General features: G+C 72.7%; 13 protein-coding genes. 5 read left to right on the top strand and 8 right to left on the bottom strand.

All coding sequences use genetic code 11. The features are described from left to right. The first annotated feature begins 16 nt into the window (after nucleotides 1-16). A complete protein-coding gene (locus tag ACF08W_RS12320) occupies nucleotides 17-610 on the top strand; it encodes a hypothetical protein (protein WP_352273622.1) in 594 nt (197 codons plus the stop codon). A 75-nt stretch (nucleotides 611-685) separates the two neighbouring features. After that, nucleotides 686-1,135 (top strand): DUF3592 domain-containing protein, encoded by a 450-nt coding sequence (locus ACF08W_RS12315; RefSeq protein ID WP_392279215.1) that lies wholly within the window; start codon nucleotides 686-688, stop codon nucleotides 1,133-1,135. Between the two features lie 102 nt (nucleotides 1,136-1,237). Here the strand turns inward: ACF08W_RS12315 and ACF08W_RS12310 are convergent, their stop codons facing one another. From ACF08W_RS12310 to ACF08W_RS12300, 3 genes are all read right to left on the bottom strand, one after another. After that, nucleotides 1,238-1,966, bottom strand: coding sequence for a hypothetical protein (locus ACF08W_RS12310; protein ID WP_392279214.1), 729 nt, complete (start codon nucleotides 1,964-1,966; stop codon nucleotides 1,238-1,240). 51 nt (nucleotides 1,967-2,017) lie between these two features. Further along, nucleotides 2,018-4,363, bottom strand: coding sequence for a Tox-REase-5 domain-containing protein (locus ACF08W_RS12305; RefSeq protein ID WP_392279213.1), 2,346 nt, complete (start codon nucleotides 4,361-4,363; stop codon nucleotides 2,018-2,020). A gap of 175 nt (nucleotides 4,364-4,538) precedes the next feature. Continuing rightward, the gene (locus tag ACF08W_RS12300; RefSeq protein WP_352273374.1) at nucleotides 4,539-5,132 is read right to left on the bottom strand and encodes a hypothetical protein; all 594 of its coding nucleotides are present in this window, start codon (nucleotides 5,130-5,132) and stop codon (nucleotides 4,539-4,541) included. A 307-nt stretch (nucleotides 5,133-5,439) separates the two neighbouring features. Here ACF08W_RS12300 and ACF08W_RS12295 point away from each other — a divergent pair, with 307 nt between their 5' ends. Continuing rightward, nucleotides 5,440-5,943 carry a DinB family protein gene (locus tag ACF08W_RS12295; protein WP_392279212.1) on the top strand — a complete coding sequence of 168 codons (504 nt, stop codon included), beginning with the start codon at nucleotides 5,440-5,442 and terminating at the stop codon, nucleotides 5,941-5,943. 49 nt (nucleotides 5,944-5,992) lie between these two features. Here the strand turns inward: ACF08W_RS12295 and ACF08W_RS12290 are convergent, their stop codons facing one another. Further along, nucleotides 5,993-6,862 carry an LLM class F420-dependent oxidoreductase gene (locus ACF08W_RS12290; protein ID WP_385214296.1) on the bottom strand — a complete coding sequence of 290 codons (870 nt, stop codon included), beginning with the start codon at nucleotides 6,860-6,862 and terminating at the stop codon, nucleotides 5,993-5,995. Nucleotides 6,863-7,166: 304 nt separating this feature from the next. Between ACF08W_RS12290 and ACF08W_RS12285 the strand changes: the two genes are divergently transcribed. After that, nucleotides 7,167-7,739, top strand: a complete 573-nt coding sequence (locus ACF08W_RS12285) for a dihydrofolate reductase family protein (protein WP_392279211.1) — start codon at nucleotides 7,167-7,169, stop codon at nucleotides 7,737-7,739. 89 nt (nucleotides 7,740-7,828) lie between these two features. Here the strand turns inward: ACF08W_RS12285 and ACF08W_RS12280 are convergent, their stop codons facing one another. The 3 genes from ACF08W_RS12280 to ACF08W_RS12270 all read right to left on the bottom strand — a co-directional run bounded on the left by ACF08W_RS12280 (nucleotide 7,829) and on the right by ACF08W_RS12270 (nucleotide 9,949). Further along, complete coding sequence (locus tag ACF08W_RS12280; protein WP_392279210.1) at nucleotides 7,829-8,713, bottom strand: DUF6528 family protein; 885 nt, start codon at nucleotides 8,711-8,713, stop codon at nucleotides 7,829-7,831. A gap of 86 nt (nucleotides 8,714-8,799) precedes the next feature. Then, the gene (locus ACF08W_RS12275; RefSeq protein WP_352273383.1) at nucleotides 8,800-9,801 is read right to left on the bottom strand and encodes a peptidoglycan-binding protein; all 1,002 of its coding nucleotides are present in this window, start codon (nucleotides 9,799-9,801) and stop codon (nucleotides 8,800-8,802) included. Between the two features lies 1 nt (nucleotide 9,802). Then, nucleotides 9,803-9,949 (bottom strand): hypothetical protein, encoded by a 147-nt coding sequence (locus ACF08W_RS12270; RefSeq protein ID WP_352273384.1) that lies wholly within the window; start codon nucleotides 9,947-9,949, stop codon nucleotides 9,803-9,805. 304 nt (nucleotides 9,950-10,253) lie between these two features. On the opposite strand from ACF08W_RS12270, the gene ACF08W_RS12265 reads away from it, so the two are divergent. Beyond that, on the top strand, nucleotides 10,254-14,189 hold the full coding sequence (locus tag ACF08W_RS12265) for a hypothetical protein (protein ID WP_392279209.1): 3,936 nt from the start codon (nucleotides 10,254-10,256) through the stop codon (nucleotides 14,187-14,189). A gap of 154 nt (nucleotides 14,190-14,343) precedes the next feature. On the opposite strand, the gene ACF08W_RS12260 is transcribed toward ACF08W_RS12265, so the two are convergent. Further along, nucleotides 14,344-15,282 carry a TetR/AcrR family transcriptional regulator gene (locus tag ACF08W_RS12260; protein WP_392279208.1) on the bottom strand — a complete coding sequence of 313 codons (939 nt, stop codon included), beginning with the start codon at nucleotides 15,280-15,282 and terminating at the stop codon, nucleotides 14,344-14,346. Between the last annotated feature and the right edge of the window lie 19 nt (nucleotides 15,283-15,301).

Genomic DNA, 15,301 nt, shown 5'->3' with positions numbered 1-15,301 from the left:
CGAAGAGGCGATGGCGATGACGATGGCGATGACGACACGGAAGATCCACCGGGCGATCGGCACCACCGTTGCCGCCGCCGTCGGCCTCGCCCTGCTCTCCGGGTGCGGCAGCGACTCCGCCGCCCTCCCGGAGGGCTGGGGCAAGCTCGACACCAAGAGCCTCTCCGTCGGCTACCCCGGCAACCAGGGCTACAAGGAGCAGCCCGAGGCCGAACTGGCGAAGGGCAACGCGGCCGTCGCGCTGAAGGAGGAGAGCGGGCTGCGCACCGGCATGGTCTCGGTGCAGCTCGACTTCGCCACCGGGGTCGACGACGCGGGCGAGGCCGCGGCCGCGGCGGGCGCCGGCATCGGGGTCGGCGCCACCCGCAAGGCCACCCAGGAGATCCGGCTCACGGGCCCCGAGAGCGCCCGCGACGCCCGCCGGATCGACTACGAGTTCACCTCCAACGGCGAGCAGCGGACCCCCGCCGACGGCACCCGGATGACCGGGGTCGTGGTGGCGGGCGTCGATTCGAAGAAGGTGCCGTTCGCGGTGCGGATCAACGCCGTCAAGGGCACCCTGAGCGCGAAGGACCTCGACGCCTTCGTCGACTCCATCACCGTCAAGTAGCGGACACGGCCGGTACGGTCGGGTGATCGACCCGGCCGTACCGGCCGTTTCCTCAAGGAGCGGGGGAGCTCGTCCATGCAGGTCCTGCCCGGTGGCACGGCCACCTTCCTGCTGCTGTTCGGCCTCTTCCTCGGGGCGTTCGCGATCCGCTCGGCCCTGCGGCTCAACCGGGTACTGGCGCTGCTGCGCCGCGGCGAGCGTGCCGAGGGGCGGTGCGCCGAGCGGCGCACGGTGGACCGAGGGCCGGGCACGGAGCGCCGCTACGCCACCGAGTACGTCTTCGCCTTCCGCACCCGCGACGGCCGCGACATCGAGTTCACCGACCACGCCCCGGGCCCGTTCGGCTTCGAGGTCGGGGCCCCGGTACGGGTCAGCTACGACCCGGCCGACCCGGGGCGGCGGGCCACGGTGGCCGGTCCGGGGGCGTGGGGGCCGGTGCTGATGCCCGCGCTGTTCACCGGGGTGCTCGGGGTGTTCGCGGTCGGTCTGCTGGCCGGTTTCGCGGCCATGCGGGGCTGGCTCTGAGCCTCGGGCCCCGCCCCTACGGCTCCGCCCGTACGGTTCCGCCCGTACGGTTCCGTACAGAGGTCCCGGTGGCCGCTGGCGGGGGCCGGTGGTCAGTAGCGGTCAGTAGCGGTCCCGGTCGAACGGCACCGGGAGCTTCTCCAGCGCCCCGGCCGCCCGCAGCCGCTCGTTCACCTCGATGACCGTGTCGATCTCCGGGCTTTTCGTGCCGCCGTACGTGAGGTCGACGACCAGCCCGCCGTCGGCGGTGCGGACGTACGCCCCGGGCAGGTCCTCGGGGGCGCGGGCCGCGCGGCCGGCCGAGAGGAAGACGGCCCGGCCGCACCGGGGGGCGCTGTTCTCCAGGTCGAACCGCTCGGTCACCGCCGCGTCCACGGCCTTGTCGTACACCTGCCCGGCGTCGATCTCCCACTGCTCCGCGAGGACGCGCAGGATCTCGGGGGTCCGCCGGATCACTTCGGCGGTCTCGTCGACCTCGCGCGACCGGAAGACGAGGGAGACGGAGTGCGGCGCGTACCGCGACGTGCCGCCCGCGTGGGTCGTCAGCGACACGTACGCCGCCTTGGGGTTCCGCGCCCACGACGACGACGTGTAGCCGACCACGTCGAGGTCGGGGCCCGTGTTCCGCCGCTCGATGTACTCCGCCAGCGCGGGGGCCGAGGGCTCCAGCAGGGGGTCGGACGGGAGGTCGTCACCGGCCTCGTGCCATCCGTCGAAGGTCTGGGCGTCGATGTCCTTGAGGGCGGCGAGCGTGCCGGACCAGCGTTCGGCGACGCTCCGCACGGACTCCGCGCGGGGGCCCCAGAGACCGTTGACGACGACGTACAGCACGAGACTCTCTCCTCGGATTCGGGTCCTGCGCTCCGCTGCCCCGGCCGACGCTCAGCCGCCGACCAGGTCATCGGGGGTGTGGATGACCTTAACGTCGATGCCCTGCTCCTTGAACATCTCACGCGCGGCCTCGGCGACATCCGGGTCGGAGAGGTGCCACTCGACCGGCCGGCCGCGCGCCGCGTCGACCTGCCGCCTCGCCTGGGCGGACCACCGCTCGGTGATCTTCGGGGTGAGCTTTCCGGTGTCGGCGTTGTAGAAGTCCGGGTTCTTGTACCCGTACTTCGCCTCCAGGTAGGTGCCGCGCGCGGAGTCCCAGCCGTCGAAGTCGACCGGCTTGCCGGTGAGCTTGTCGAGCGGTACCTCGTACTCCTTGCCCCGTCCCACCTTGGAGATCTGCTCCTGGTAGCGGGCGCCCATCTCCGTCGCGTAGCTGAAGACGCCCGGCTTGATCTCCGCCCAGGACCCGTCACCGGCGTCCTTGGCCCCGGCCGGCGGGTCCTTCAGGTCGTTGTACCAGGCGGGCTTCGGCTGGTTCTGGGCCCGCTCCAGCCCCTGCCTGCGCTTGGCCGCGGCGGCGGCCTTCTTCGCCTCGTCGGCCTGCTTCTGGGCCTCGTCGGCGGCGGCCTTCTTCTCCGGGTCGACGTCGCCGCACTTCTCCATGAAGAAGCCGACGGGCACGGAGGCGGGCGGCGCGGCCAGGACGGCGGTGCTGGTGCCGGACGCGCCGACGGCGGGGCCGGAGCCGTACGGGACACGGAGGCGGCCGCCGATGCCGACGGTGCAGCCCTTGAGCCCGGCCTTCTCGGCGGCGTCGTCGGCGTGCTGCTGCGCTTCCTTGGCGGCCTTCTCGGCGGCGGCGACGTCGCCCGCCTTGGCGGCCTTCTTCGCCTTGGTCGCGGCCTCGCCGGCCTTCTCGGCGAACTCGCCGAGCTTGCCGAGTTTCCCGAGCTTGCCCAGCTTTCCGAGCTTCCCGACGAGCTTGCCCTCGCCGTAGCCGGGGATGAACAGCGAGCCGATGTTCCACAGGCCGGTGCCGATCGCCTGGCCCTCGTCGCCCCGGTTCCACATGTCCCGGACGTCGTCGCCGATGAACACGTCGTCGAGGACCTTGACGCCCGTGGAGCCGGACGCCTTCGTCCAGTCCCAGAGCGCGCCGAGGTAGTCGCCCTTGTCCCACTTGCCGCCGGCGTCCTTGGAGTCCTCGCTCCACTTGTCGCCGAGGCTCTTGCCGTACTCCTTCAGGCCGTCCCATGCCTTGATGGGGTGCAGGACCGTGTCGATGGTGCCGGTGATGTCGCCCCACAGGCCGTCGCCGACCAGCCCCTTGAAGAAGCCGCCGGTCTGGTGGGCGGCGCAGGAGAAGAAGGCGCCGACGCCCGAGGTGCAGCTCTCGCCGGGCTGGTCGTCGCCGTTGGCGGTGCCGCTGTCGTCCTGGTCGTCGCCGCCGTCCGGTTCGCCGGAGGTGTCGACGTCGTCGCCGCCGTCGTCGGTCTGGACGGCGGTGTCGCCGCCGGAGCCACCGGTGCTGCCCGAGGAGCCGGTGGTGCCGGAGGAGCCGGTGCTGCCGGTGGTTCCGTCGGTTCCCTCGGTTCCCGAGGAACCGGAGCCGCCGGTGGTGCTGGTACTGCCGGAGTCGCCCGTGCTGCCGGTGCTTCCGGTGCCGCCCGAGGTGCTGGTGCCTCCGGCGGAGTCCGCCCCGCCGGTGGTGTTGCCGTGTCCCGCCTCCACGTTGCCGCTGCCGGGCGCCGGGCAGGCGCTTCCGGTGAGGCGGCAGATCGCGTCCTGCATCCCGCCGGTGATCTGGGCGCCGATCCCGGTGACGACCAGCCCCCCGATGAGGGCGACGACCACGAGGACCATGCCCAGGTACTCCATCGCGGTCTGGCCCTCGTCGTCCCGCCGCCACCTGATCATGCGCGCGAGGCTGAACCGCCGGTGCGGCGCCCGCTGTCCGAGGGGGAGGTCGAACCACTCGCGAGCGCTCGCCCGGAACAGCAGGACGAGGACCACGACCGGGATCACCAGCTGGGTGACCCCGCGCGCACCGCCGCCCCCGAGGGTCGCCAGGGCGCCCAGGGCGAGCCAGACGTGCACGGCCAGCAGACCGCGCCGTACCCAGGCCCCGCCGGTGCGCACGTACAGCGAGAGCACGAAGCCCACCGCGCTCGGCAGCGCCGCGTACAGCAGCAGCCCGAGCAGCTCGCCGTCGATCCCGTCGAGCTCCGACGCGACCACCAGCACACCGATGCCGCCGAGGGCCGCGACGGCGAACAGGAGCCGTACGAGGATCAGTACCGCCTGCAGGGGGCGCGGCAGGGACCGCCTGCCGTACCCGCCCGTGACGACCCCGCCGCCCGCGCCGGCGCCCCCGCCCGCGAACGCTATTCCACTCATGCCAGACACGACAGGTCCCCCAGCTTGCCGGTGAGAGGCCAGAGTTCAGCCAGTTCACGCATCCGACCACACCGGCACCCTTCGGGGCATGGGCCTCAGGGCCCAATGCAAGGCTCAAAATCACTGATTGCACCCTGCACGGACCTGAAGGGGCGGAACCGGGCGCCCGCCGCCGCTACCGGACGGGCACCTCGCTGCCGAACAGCATCCAGGGCGACTGGTCGTACGAGGCCACCCCGGCCAACTGCGGCTGGGTCGCGGCGATCTCGTGCCGCACCGCCAGGGTGTCGGGCCAACTGTCGAAGTACGTCGTGCCGTTGATGACGACACCGCTCCAGTCCGTGGCCGCCGAGGCGCCCTCGCGGTCGACGACGAAGCCGATGCAGAGCACCGACGCCCGCCCGATCGCCTCGCGGATCGCCCGCGCGGCCACCTCCTGCTCGTCCCGGGTGAGCCCGCCGAAGCCGAACTCCAGCGCCACCACCCCGTCCCGCATCCGGCGGACCCGGGCGGGCACCCCGGCGCCGCTCTCCACCCACAGCAGGAAGTCGACGCTGTCGAGCCGCTGGAGACCGGCCAGGAGGACGAGCTGTTCCCTGGTCACCCAGGACGGGAGGCCGCGCGGTCCGGGCCCCGGGCCGAGGAGGGTGACCCGTCTGGTGACCGGATGGCCGAGCCGCAGCCCCGCCGCGTCGAGATCACCGAAGAGGCACTCGGAGTCCGGGCGGCTCCAGCCGAGATGGTAGGAGTAGAAGAAACCGTCACTCATCGACACATCACCCCATGAAGAATCAGGTGGGCGTGCAGTTCAGGTGCGCGCGGGCATGCCGGACGGGCGCGTGTTCCGGCGCCTGTCGAGGGGGCTCGCAGTTGGTCGGCACGAGCCTAGCCAGGCGCGATCTCCCGGGCGTGGGCCCACGGACCCAGGCCAGGACCCCAAGGGGAACCCACCGCCCCGCCCGCGCTCTCCTGCCCGCGCTCCCCGCCCGCACTCCTCCGCCCTCCGGCCCCGGCACCTGGCGACAGCCGCCGAATCCGGTGGACAACCCGTGCCCCCTCGCGGATCGTGTACGCCGATGACACGCACCGACACGCCTCCCGCCCGGGACGAGCGCACCCAGCTGGCCACCTTCCTCGACTACGCGCGCCACACCGCCCGCGCCAAATGCGAGGGAATCTCGCCGGAGAACGCCCGCCGCGCCCCGCTGCCCGGCTCCCCCCTGATGACCGTCGCGGGGCTGATCAACCATCTGAGCTGGGTCGAGTACCACTGGTTCGAGGTGGTCTTCCTCGGCGGCGAGGACGAGGGGCCGTGGACGGAGGAGGACCCCGACCGCGAGATGCGCATCGCGCTGGACATGCCGCTCGACGACGTACTGGCGCTGTACGCCGAACGCACCGCCCGCTACCGGGAGCTGGTCGCCTCCCACGACCTGGACACGCTCGCCGCCCGGCCGCGCGGCGACGGCCGCCACCCCGACCTGCGCTGGATCGTTCTGCACCTGATCGAGGAGACCGCCCGGCACAACGGCCATCTCGACCTGATCCGGGAGATCGTCGACGGCACCACCGGCGTGTAGCCGCCGGCACCGTCCCCGCCGGTCCCGCCGTCCCCGCCGGTCCCGCCGGTCACCCGATCGCGGCGACGGCGGGGGCGAGGTGCTCGGCGACCTGGCGGGTGAAGCTCACCGGGTTCCGGTCGGGCAGCAGCTGGATCTCGGTGACGCCCAGCTCCGCGTAGGCGCGGGCGTCGTCGAGGAAGGCGGCCGGGCGGTCCAGCACCGGGCCGTTGTACAGCACGGTCTTGGTGACGGCGTCGTAGTCGCGGCCCTCGGCGACGCAGTGGGCGCGCAGCACGTCGAGCTTGTGGGCGACCTCGTCCCGGCCGGTGGCGAAGAGGTTGCAGGCGTCGGCGTACCGGGCGACCAGGCGCAGCGTCTTCCGCTCGCCCCCGCCGCCGATCATGATCGGCGGGTGGCCGCCGATCGGCTCGGGCACACAGAGCGTCTCGGCGAGCCGGTAGTGCCGGCCCCGGAACGGCCCGTTGTCGTCGCTCCACATCTGGAGGCAGATCCGGAGCGTCTCCTCCAGCCGCTCGAAGCGTTCGGCGACCGGGACGACCGGGACGCCGAGCCCGTACTGCTCCCGCTCGTACCAGGAGGCGCCGATGCCCAGCCGGGCCCGGCCGCCGGAGAGCACGTCGAGGCTGGTGACGATCTTCGCGAGCAGGCCGGGGTGCCGGTACATCACTCCGGTGACGAGCAGGCCGAGGGACATCCGCTGGGTCACCGCGGCCACGTAGCCGAGCGTGGTGTAGCCCTCCAGCATGGGTTCGTCGGCGACGCTGCGCCCGGTCTCCATCTGGAAGTAGTGGTCCATGACGCTGAACGACGCGAATCCGGCCCCCTCGGCGACCCGGGCCGTCTCGGCGAGGGTGGGCGCGATGAGCGCGGGGTCGGCCGGTGTCGAGTAGTTCCAGTAGTGCAGGCCGAGCTTCATGGTCCGTCTCCGTCCACGCCTCCGTCCGCCGCCACCCCGGGCCGTACGTCGGCCGTACGCGGTCGGCTGCCACGCTATGCGCGGTGGCGGGGTGGCGGCATTCCGGGCGGGGCAGACGGGTGACCGCCGCGCGCCACCGACCTCCCTCGACGCCAACTCGCCTCTGCAGCAGCATGCTTGGCGAAACCGGCACCCGGCGGACGGCTCGCGCGACGAGGCACCGATGAGTTTCCGCGTGCCCGGCGGTCGTATCGGGTGAGAGATCATCGGCGTACCACTGCCACGGACACGGGAGACCCCGGACATGCGCACCCTGATCAGCACCGCCTTCATCTCGCTCGACGGCGTCGTGGAGGCCCCCGGCGGCGAGCCCGGCTACCGGAACTCGGGATGGACCTTCAAGGACATCGCCTTCGTGCCGGAGGCCTTCGAGATCAAGGGCCGCGAGCAGAAGGAGGCCGCCGCGATGATGCTGGGCCGGACCAGCTACGAGGCGTTCAGCGCGGTATGGCCGGACATGCCGGAGTTCGCCGACTACAAGACGATGCCGAAGTACGTCGTCTCCACCACCCTCACCGAGGACGACCTGGTGGACAACTGGGGCGAGACCACGATCCTGCGCTCGCTCGACGAGGTCGCCGCGCTGAAGGAGACCGAGGGCGGCCCGATCATCCTCCACGGCAGCGCCTCCCTCAACCGCGCCCTCTCCGACGCCGGCCTCATCGACCGCTACCACCTGCTGGTCTTCCCCCTCCTGCTCGGCGCGGGCAAGCGCCTGTTCAGCACCACGGACAAGGACGCCCAGAAACTGGTGCTCGTCGAGCACGAGGCCTACTCCAACGGCCTCCAGAAGAACGTCTTCGACGTCGTCCGCTGAGAGCTGAGGCCCGGGAAGGGCCGTGGGACGGCGCGAGGGGTGTCGCCGGGTCCGGCCCGGCGGCACCCCTCGCGGCCCTTGGGGTCGGCTCAGTGGAACTGGGTGGTGTAGAGGCGGGCCTTGTAGATCTCGGCTCCCGGCCGGGTGCGGTCGCCGCCCTCGGAGAAGTGGACCGTGGGGCCGCCCCAGCGCGAGTCGTCCGGGTCGGGGTCGGTGGTCCACATGGCCTGGCCGGAGGAGTGGCGTACGTAGGACTTCGGGTAGGCCAGGGAGATGGTCTTCGTGATCTTCCGGGTCTTCTTGTCCAGCCAGTACACGTGGTGGCTGTCGCTGACCAGGAGCGTGCCGGGGCGGGAGTAGTCGGGCTGGATGTCGTGGCCGTTCCCGGCGATGGTGAGGTCGGGCCCGTACTTCACCAGACGGGCGTTGCGCATCGTGCCGTTGACCCGGTAGGTGCGGACGACCTTGCCGCCCGTGACCCACAGAAGGTTGTTCTGGTCATCCCACAGGACCGCGTGCGCCTTGGTGAAGGAGAGCGTCTGGATCTCTTTCAGGGACGCCAGGTCGCTGCTGGAGGGACCGAAGACGTGCAGCCGGTCCCGGGAGCCCGCGACGACGACGGTCCCGGCGTTGGGCACGCGCTCGATGCTGTGCGGGTAGGTGGTGATGCGGGCCGACCACAGGAGGTCCGCGCGGGTGAGGTGGGTGTCGCCGGTGACGTTGACGATGCCGGCGCGGCCCTCGCCGGGCTTGCCGAACGTCATGAGGGCGATGGCCCCGTAGCGCTTGGTGTCGCGGAAGCGGATCTCGAAGGGGTGGTCCCAGCCGGGGGCGTTGCCCGTGCTGAAGCTCCACTTCACGTGGGCGTCGGTGAACTGATCGGTGCGCTCGAAGACGAGGATCTGGCCCTTGTGCTGCTCGGTGACGGCCACCTTGTAGCCGGTCGAGGCGGTCGCCGCGGTGGATGTGTCCATGTGTCTCTCCTGGCTGACGTCGACGGTCGGGGCGGGTGCCCGGGGGCGGGGGACGCCGTGGTGTCCCCCGCCCCCGGTGCGATCCGTCAGAAGGTGCCGTTGTTCAGGGCTTCCTGGAGCCGGCGGGTGGTGTCCTTGCTCCACTCGCCGTCGCCGGTACCGCCGAGGTGGTGCTGGAGGGCGGTGACGGTCTTCGGGCCGACGATGCCGTCCGCCGTGACCTTCAGGTACCGCTGGAGCGCGGTGACGGTCTTCGGCCCGAAGGCGCCGTCCACGTCCAGGGCGGCCTGGATCCGGCTGTTGAGCGTGCGCTGGAGGGCGGAGCAGGTGGCGGGCCCGAACTCACCGTCGGCCTTGAGCGCGCCGGTGGGGACGAGGGCGGTGGGCCGGATCGGTTGGCTGCGCTTGGCGAGGGCCGCCTTCATCATGGCCGCCGAGCTCGGGCCGTACTCGCCGTCCACCGTCAGGCGGTGGGCCGCCTGGAAGACGCGGACCGCCTTGTCGGTGGCCGGGCCGAAATCGCCGTCCACCGTCAGCTTGGCGTTCTGCACGGTGTTGAGGTTCTTCTGCAGGACCGTGACGGCCTTGCCCTTCGAGCCCCGGCGCAGGATGCCGTCGGTACTCGGCATCGGGGCGCCGCCGCCCGCGTAGACGGGCCTGCCGTAGCCGACGACGCACGCGGAGTTGCGCAGACGGCGGCGGAAGGCGTTCGAGGTGTTGCCCTCCAGGGTGGTGATGGTGCGGTTGGAGTGCACCGCCTCGACGATGCCGACGTGGTCGATGGCGCCGATGGAGCGTGAGCCCGACCAGTCGAAGAACACGATGTCGCCGGCGCGTATGCCGCCGATGCCGTAGTGCCAGCGCCCCTTCTTCTGGAACGCGCGGGCGTGGGCGACGGTGTAGGCGAACTTGCCGCCCACCGCGGAGAGGTTGTCGGAGTGCGCGGCGGCGTAGCTGACCGCCATGTCGCACCAGGGACCGGTGAAGCCGTACCACCGGGTGACCAGGTTGCGGTTGGATCCGGGCGGCTGCTCGGTGGTGCCCAGCAGCTTCCGGGCCGCGGCGAGCATGCCCTGTACGTTGCCCATGTCAGATCTCCGTGTCTTCGGGGAGGGCGTCGGTGTCCGAGGCCACGACGGTGTCCGGGTTCTGGCTGACGCCGCGCTGGTCGGGGTCCACGTCGAAGATTCCGGCACCGCCGACGGGGTAGGTCGGCTTCTCCACTGGCTCGGTCATGGGGTGGTTCCCTTCCTGTCGTTTCCTGTCGTCGTCCGCCGGTGCGGCCGGGCGCCGGGGGACGACGCCGTGCGTCCGTCGGCACCGCCGGGCGTCCGGGCGGTCCGTGCTCGGCGGGGCCGTCCGTGCTGGTCGGCGCCGCTCGACAACGACTTCACCGCCCGCCCGGTTGATTGGCACCCCCGATCCGTGCGGGCAATCAACTCGCCCGCCACCGCGAAGGGTTGGGGATACGGGTACGGGGTGCCGTAGCGTGGTCGCCCCGGTCGGGGGGCCGGGTCAACTGCCAGGGGGAGGCAGCCGGATGGGACGTCCCGAGAGACCGATCGACGCGGACGCCGGCCCGGTGCAGCGGTTCGCCGCGGAGCTGCGGGGGCTGCGCGCCGAGGCGGGCGGGCCGACCTACCGGGTGATGGCGAAGGGGTCCGGCTACTCGGCTCCCGTGCTGTCGCAGGCGGCGGCCGGCGAGCGGCTGCCGACACTGGCGGCGGCGCTGGCCTATGTGGCCGCGTGCGGCGGTGACCGCGCCGAGTGGGAGGAGCGCTGGCAGGAAGCGGCGGCGCGGGTCGCGGCCGCTCCCCGGGAGGACGAGCCGGTCGCGGACTCCCCCTACCGGGGGCTGGCCCGCTTCGAACCGGGTGACGCGGAGGTGTTCTTCGGGCGCGACGCCCTGGTGGACGGCCTGGTGGACGTGGTGCGCGACCACCGGTGCGCGGTCGTGCTGGGGCCCTCGGGCAGCGGCAAGTCCTCACTGCTGCGGGCCGGACTCGCACCACGGCTGGGACGGACGACGGAACGGGCGCTGCGCCCGGCCGCGATCCGGGTCCTGACGCCGGGCCCGCACCCGGTCCGGACGCACGGGAGCAGGCTGCGCCCCGCCGACGGCACGGGCGACACCCTCGTCGTGGTCGACCAGTTCGAGGAGGTCTTCACCCTCTGCCCGGACCCGGCCGAGCGCGCCCGGTTCATCGACCTGCTGCTCGCGGCCCGGCAGAGCGGCAGCCGCCTGCGGGTGGTGCTCGGCGTCCGCTCCGACTTCTACGGCCGGTGCCTGGAGCACCCCGCGCTGGTGCGGGTGATCCGGGACGCGAGTCTGCCGGTCGGCCCGATGGGCCGCGAGGACCTGCGGCGGGCGATCACCGGCCCGGCCGGGGTGCGCGGCCTGACCGTGGAGCGCTCCCTGACCGCCCAGTTGATCGACGAGGTGGACGGCGAGCCCGGCGGGCTGCCGCTGCTCTCGCACGCGCTGCTGGAGACCTGGCGCCGACGATCGGGCCGGACGCTGACCCTGCGGTCCTACGAAGCGGCGGGCGGGGTACGCGGCGCCATCGCCCAGACGGCCGAGGAGCTGTACCGCACCTTCACCGCTCCCGAGGCCGCCCTGACGCGTCGGATCCTGCTGCGTCTGGTCGCCCCGGGGGACGGCACCGCCGACACGTGCCGCCCCGCGGACCGGAGCGAGCTGGAGACGGCCCCGGCGGCGGGACGGCGGCACGAAACCGGCCCGGCGGACGGCAGCGGTGACGGCGGAAACACCGGGAAACCCGGAACCACCGGGAACGCTGGGGACTCCGGGGACGGCGGTCCGGCGGACGGCACGAGTACAGGCACAGGCACAGGCACGAACACAGTCACCGGCACCGGCACCGGCACCCAGGCGGTCCTCGACCGGCTCGCCCGCGCCCGCCTGGTCACCCTGGACGGGGACACCGTCAGGCTCGCCCACGAGACGCTGATCACCGCGTGGCCCCGGCTCCAGGGGTGGATCGAGGAGGACCGCCACCGGCTGCGCGTCCTGCGCCGCCTCACCCAGGACGCCGCCGACTGGACGGAGCTGGGCCGCGACCCCGGGGCGCTCTACCGGGGAGCACGGCTGGCCGAGGCCGAGGAGAGCTTCGCGCACCCCGCGCACCTGGCTCAACTGACCTCCGCCGAGCAGGACTTCCTGCACGCGGCCCGGACGACCCGTACCCGTGAACGGCGACGGCTGCGCGCGCTGGCCGGCTCCGCGAGCCTGCTCCTCGTACTCGCCCTGATCGCGGGCACCGTGGCCTGGCAGCAGAACCGGGACGGCGACCGCCGTCGTGTCGACGCCGCGGCCCGCCGCACGGCCGGCACCGCCGACGGGCTGCGCGGTTCGGATCCGCGCACGGCGCTGCGTCTGAGCGTCGCCGCCTGGCGGCTCAGCCGTACGCCGGAGACCCGGTCCGCGCTGATGGGCGCGCTGGGCCAGCAGGAACTCCCCGGATTCACCCCGCCCCGGCGGTCCGACGCCACCTGGACACTCGGCTCCGACGGCCGCACCCTGGTCGGCGTCGGCGAGCGCCGCGTCACCCGGTGGGACATCCCGAGCGGCCGGAGGACCGGCAGCTACCGGGCGCCCGGCGGCGGCGACCTACCGGCCGGGGCCGCCGAGACGGCCCAGCCCACCCCGGACGGACGCTTCCTGATCGTGCCCGCGGACGAGGACGGGCGACTGCGCCTGTGGGACATCCGGGCCGAGCGCTACCAGGGACGTCCGTTCGGCCCGAAGGGCATGGCCGAGCCATCGGCTCCGGACGCGGGGGAGCTCGTCGAGGCCGGGCCTCCAGCCGGGGAGGGCGACCTGAGCCCCGTCTCCGTGAGCGCCTCGGCCGCCTACGGGCCGAGCTCCAGCGGACACGCGGTGATCTTCAATACGGACGCCGACCTGGACGTCTGGGACGTACCCACCGGGCGGCGCCTGCTCGCCGCCCTGCCGCTCGCGGGCACAGGCACGCTCAACGACAGTGACGTCAGCCCGGACAACCGGCTGCTCGCCCTGTGCACGCGCCGCGGCCTGGTCCTGTGGGACGTACGCACACGCCGCCGCGCCGACACCGCCTGGCACCGCCGCCCCGCCTGCCCGTCCGACGGCCGGCTGCAGTTCACCCCGAACGGCCGGGAGCTGGTCCTGCGGGACGCCTACGCGCTGCGCAGGGTGAGCGTCTCCAGTGGCAAGGAACTGCCGAAACTGAACCAAGTGGCCCCGCTGGACTTCACGTTCACCGAGGACGGCACCTACGCGGCGAGCCGGGGTTCGACGGACATCCTCATCTGGCGGCTCGACCGCCCGCAGGCCCCGGTCTTCCGTCATCAGCTGTCCGACGAGGACCCCGTCGACCTGCGGATCGACACCCGCGCCGGTGTCCTGCGCTACCTCGACGAGAGCCCGGCGAGCACCCGGACCGTCCACGCGCTCGACATCGGCGCCGTACTGAACGCCCGCTGGGACGGTCGGCCGGTGGAGCAGGCCGCCCTCAGCGAGGACGGCAGGGTGCTCGCCGTCCTGCGCGGCGACCGTCTCGGCCTCTACGACGGCCGTACGGGCCGGCACCGCTCCGACCTGCCGCCGCCTCCCCCGTCCCCCTTCGACCAGGACCTCGCACCGGACTCCCCCACTCTCTCGCTCAGTGCGGACGGACGACGACTCGCCTACGTGTCCCGGTACGAGGACGTACCGGGCATGGCCCGGCGCGTCACGGTGTGGGACACCGAGCGCCACCGCCGGATCAGCGAACTGCGCGCCCCCGGAGAGGACGGCTTCATGACCTTCACGCTCTCCCCGGACGGGCGCGAGCTGACGACGACCAGCACGGCCAGTGACGACACCACGGTCTGGAGCTCCGACACCGCCCGCCGACTGCGCACCATCACCGCGCGCAGGGCGCAACAGGACGGCGGCGGCACCCAGGACCCGGGCATGGGCGCATCGGTCGACGAAGCCACGACCGGCCCCCCAACGGCGAGCTGCGCGTGCGTGGCCGCCTTCGACCGCGACGACGGCCTGGCCGCCAGGGCCGAACTGTCCGGCCACATCTCCCTGTGGGACACCCGGCGCCGCACCAGGCTCGGCATGCTCTACGGCGGCGCAGGCAAGGGCAGCCCGGACGCCCCGGAGGAGATCACCGCCCTCGCGTTCTCCCCCGACGGGACCACCCTGGCCGCGGCCGGATCGTACGGAACCCTGCGCCTGTGGGACGTCCCCTCCCGCCTGGCACTCGGCGCCGGGCTGCCCACGGCCGGGGACCACATCCGCGCTCTGGCCTTCGCCCCGGACGGCCGCACGCTGTCCCTGGCGGGCACGCACGTACTACTGCAACACCGCGCCATCGACCCGGACCGCGCCACCGAAGCCGTGTGCCGCCGCGCCGACGGCCCCCTGTCACGGGACCAGTGGGACACCTACCTCTCCGACACCCCGTACCGCAGGATCTGCTGACCCGGCCGGCAGCCGAGCCGCCGCCCAGGGATGCGTCTTCGACGTCGTCCGCTGACACCCGGAACGGCAGCAGGACCCATCGACGGATAACGACGCAAGCTCGCCTGCCGCCCCCGCTGCCCCCGCTGCCCCGCGTCCGGCACGTCTGCCGAGCTCAGGCTGTGCGATCCGAGGGACCTGCGCCCGAGGACTGCGGCACGGAAGGGGCGTGGCTCGTGGCGTGCAATGCCTGCCCGACTTCGGCAAGGCGTTGGGCATCCCACTTCACGGTGGGGTCCGGTTCGAGATAGGCCAGGGCGGTCGCGACGATGCCGAGAGCGGGCGGAGACCATTCGGCGGTGCCTGTGGTGCCGAGGACACCCGGCCTCTGCTGCCGCTGGGCCAGGTCCGGCCGGGCGGGGGCGGTGAGGACGAAGCCGCGCATGGTGGCGCTCAGCTGGGTGACCAATGCGTCGAAGCTGGTGTGGAGATGGGGCCGCAGGCGCAGCCCGAACAGCGCGGCCAGGCGCTGGTAGGACTGCGCGATCCGGTCGTTGAGTTCGTGCTCCGCGGCGGCCAGCGCGGTCTGGACCTCACGCTGCAGTTCACCGTCGGCCAGGCTCAGGAAGGTGGCGTGCAGGGCGATGTAACTGCGCCATCGGGTGGAGGCGTGCATGGCGTCGAAGTCCCGCAGGGCACCCGTTCTCAGCAGCTCGACGCACAGATCGTGGCGGCCCTGGGCCGTGGCGAACTGGTCGATGCGCTCGCCTGCCAGGCGGCGAACGGCTTCCTCGCCCGCCTGTCCGTCTGCGCCGGCCGCCGCGGGGGCGTGGCGGGCGACCTCCTTGAGCAGGTCGCTGAAGAACAAACCCTTGTGCGGCCAACGCCGGTAGACGGCGGCGCGGGCGACACCGGCCTCCCGGATCACGTCCTCGAAGCTGAGGTGATCCAGGCTCACGGTCAGCCCGGTGCGCTCAATCATGGCCAGAGCGGCGTCGAGGGTGCGCCGTGCGGTTTCGACGTCGGTCAGGCGGCCGCGACGCCGGGTCGGTCCGGTCTGGTGTTGCTCTTTCGGCATCGAGTCCTCTACCTTCACATCGAAGCTGTGAGACATGATATCTCAAGTATCATCG

It is taken from the genome of Streptomyces sp. NPDC015144, from assembly GCF_043079735.1.
In the GTDB taxonomy this organism is placed as follows: Bacteria; Actinomycetota; Actinomycetes; order Streptomycetales; family Streptomycetaceae; genus Streptomyces.
The sequence above is the reverse complement of the archived record's forward strand: the minus strand, read 5'-3'. Positions and strand labels throughout refer to the sequence as shown.

Excerpts from the sequence above, each read along its gene's own strand:
- ACF08W_RS12320 (WP_352273622.1), top strand. The coding sequence starts at position 17 with ATGACGATGGCGATGACGACACGGAAGATCCACCGGGCGATCGGCACC.
- ACF08W_RS12315 (WP_392279215.1), top strand. The coding sequence starts at position 686 with ATGCAGGTCCTGCCCGGTGGCACGGCCACCTTCCTGCTGCTGTTCGGC.
- ACF08W_RS12305 (WP_392279213.1), bottom strand. The coding sequence starts at position 4,363 with ATGAGTGGAATAGCGTTCGCGGGCGGGGGCGCCGGCGCGGGCGGCGGG.
- ACF08W_RS12300 (WP_352273374.1), bottom strand. The coding sequence starts at position 5,132 with ATGAGTGACGGTTTCTTCTACTCCTACCATCTCGGCTGGAGCCGCCCG.
- ACF08W_RS12295 (WP_392279212.1), top strand. The coding sequence starts at position 5,440 with ATGACACGCACCGACACGCCTCCCGCCCGGGACGAGCGCACCCAGCTG.
- ACF08W_RS12290 (WP_385214296.1), bottom strand. The coding sequence starts at position 6,862 with ATGAAGCTCGGCCTGCACTACTGGAACTACTCGACACCGGCCGACCCC.
- ACF08W_RS12285 (WP_392279211.1), top strand. The coding sequence starts at position 7,167 with ATGCGCACCCTGATCAGCACCGCCTTCATCTCGCTCGACGGCGTCGTG.
- ACF08W_RS12280 (WP_392279210.1), bottom strand. The coding sequence starts at position 8,713 with ATGGACACATCCACCGCGGCGACCGCCTCGACCGGCTACAAGGTGGCC.
- ACF08W_RS12275 (WP_352273383.1), bottom strand. The coding sequence starts at position 9,801 with ATGGGCAACGTACAGGGCATGCTCGCCGCGGCCCGGAAGCTGCTGGGC.
- ACF08W_RS12270 (WP_352273384.1), bottom strand. The coding sequence starts at position 9,949 with ATGACCGAGCCAGTGGAGAAGCCGACCTACCCCGTCGGCGGTGCCGGA.
- ACF08W_RS12265 (WP_392279209.1), top strand. The coding sequence starts at position 10,254 with ATGGGACGTCCCGAGAGACCGATCGACGCGGACGCCGGCCCGGTGCAG.
- ACF08W_RS12260 (WP_392279208.1), bottom strand. The coding sequence starts at position 15,282 with ATGTCTCACAGCTTCGATGTGAAGGTAGAGGACTCGATGCCGAAAGAG.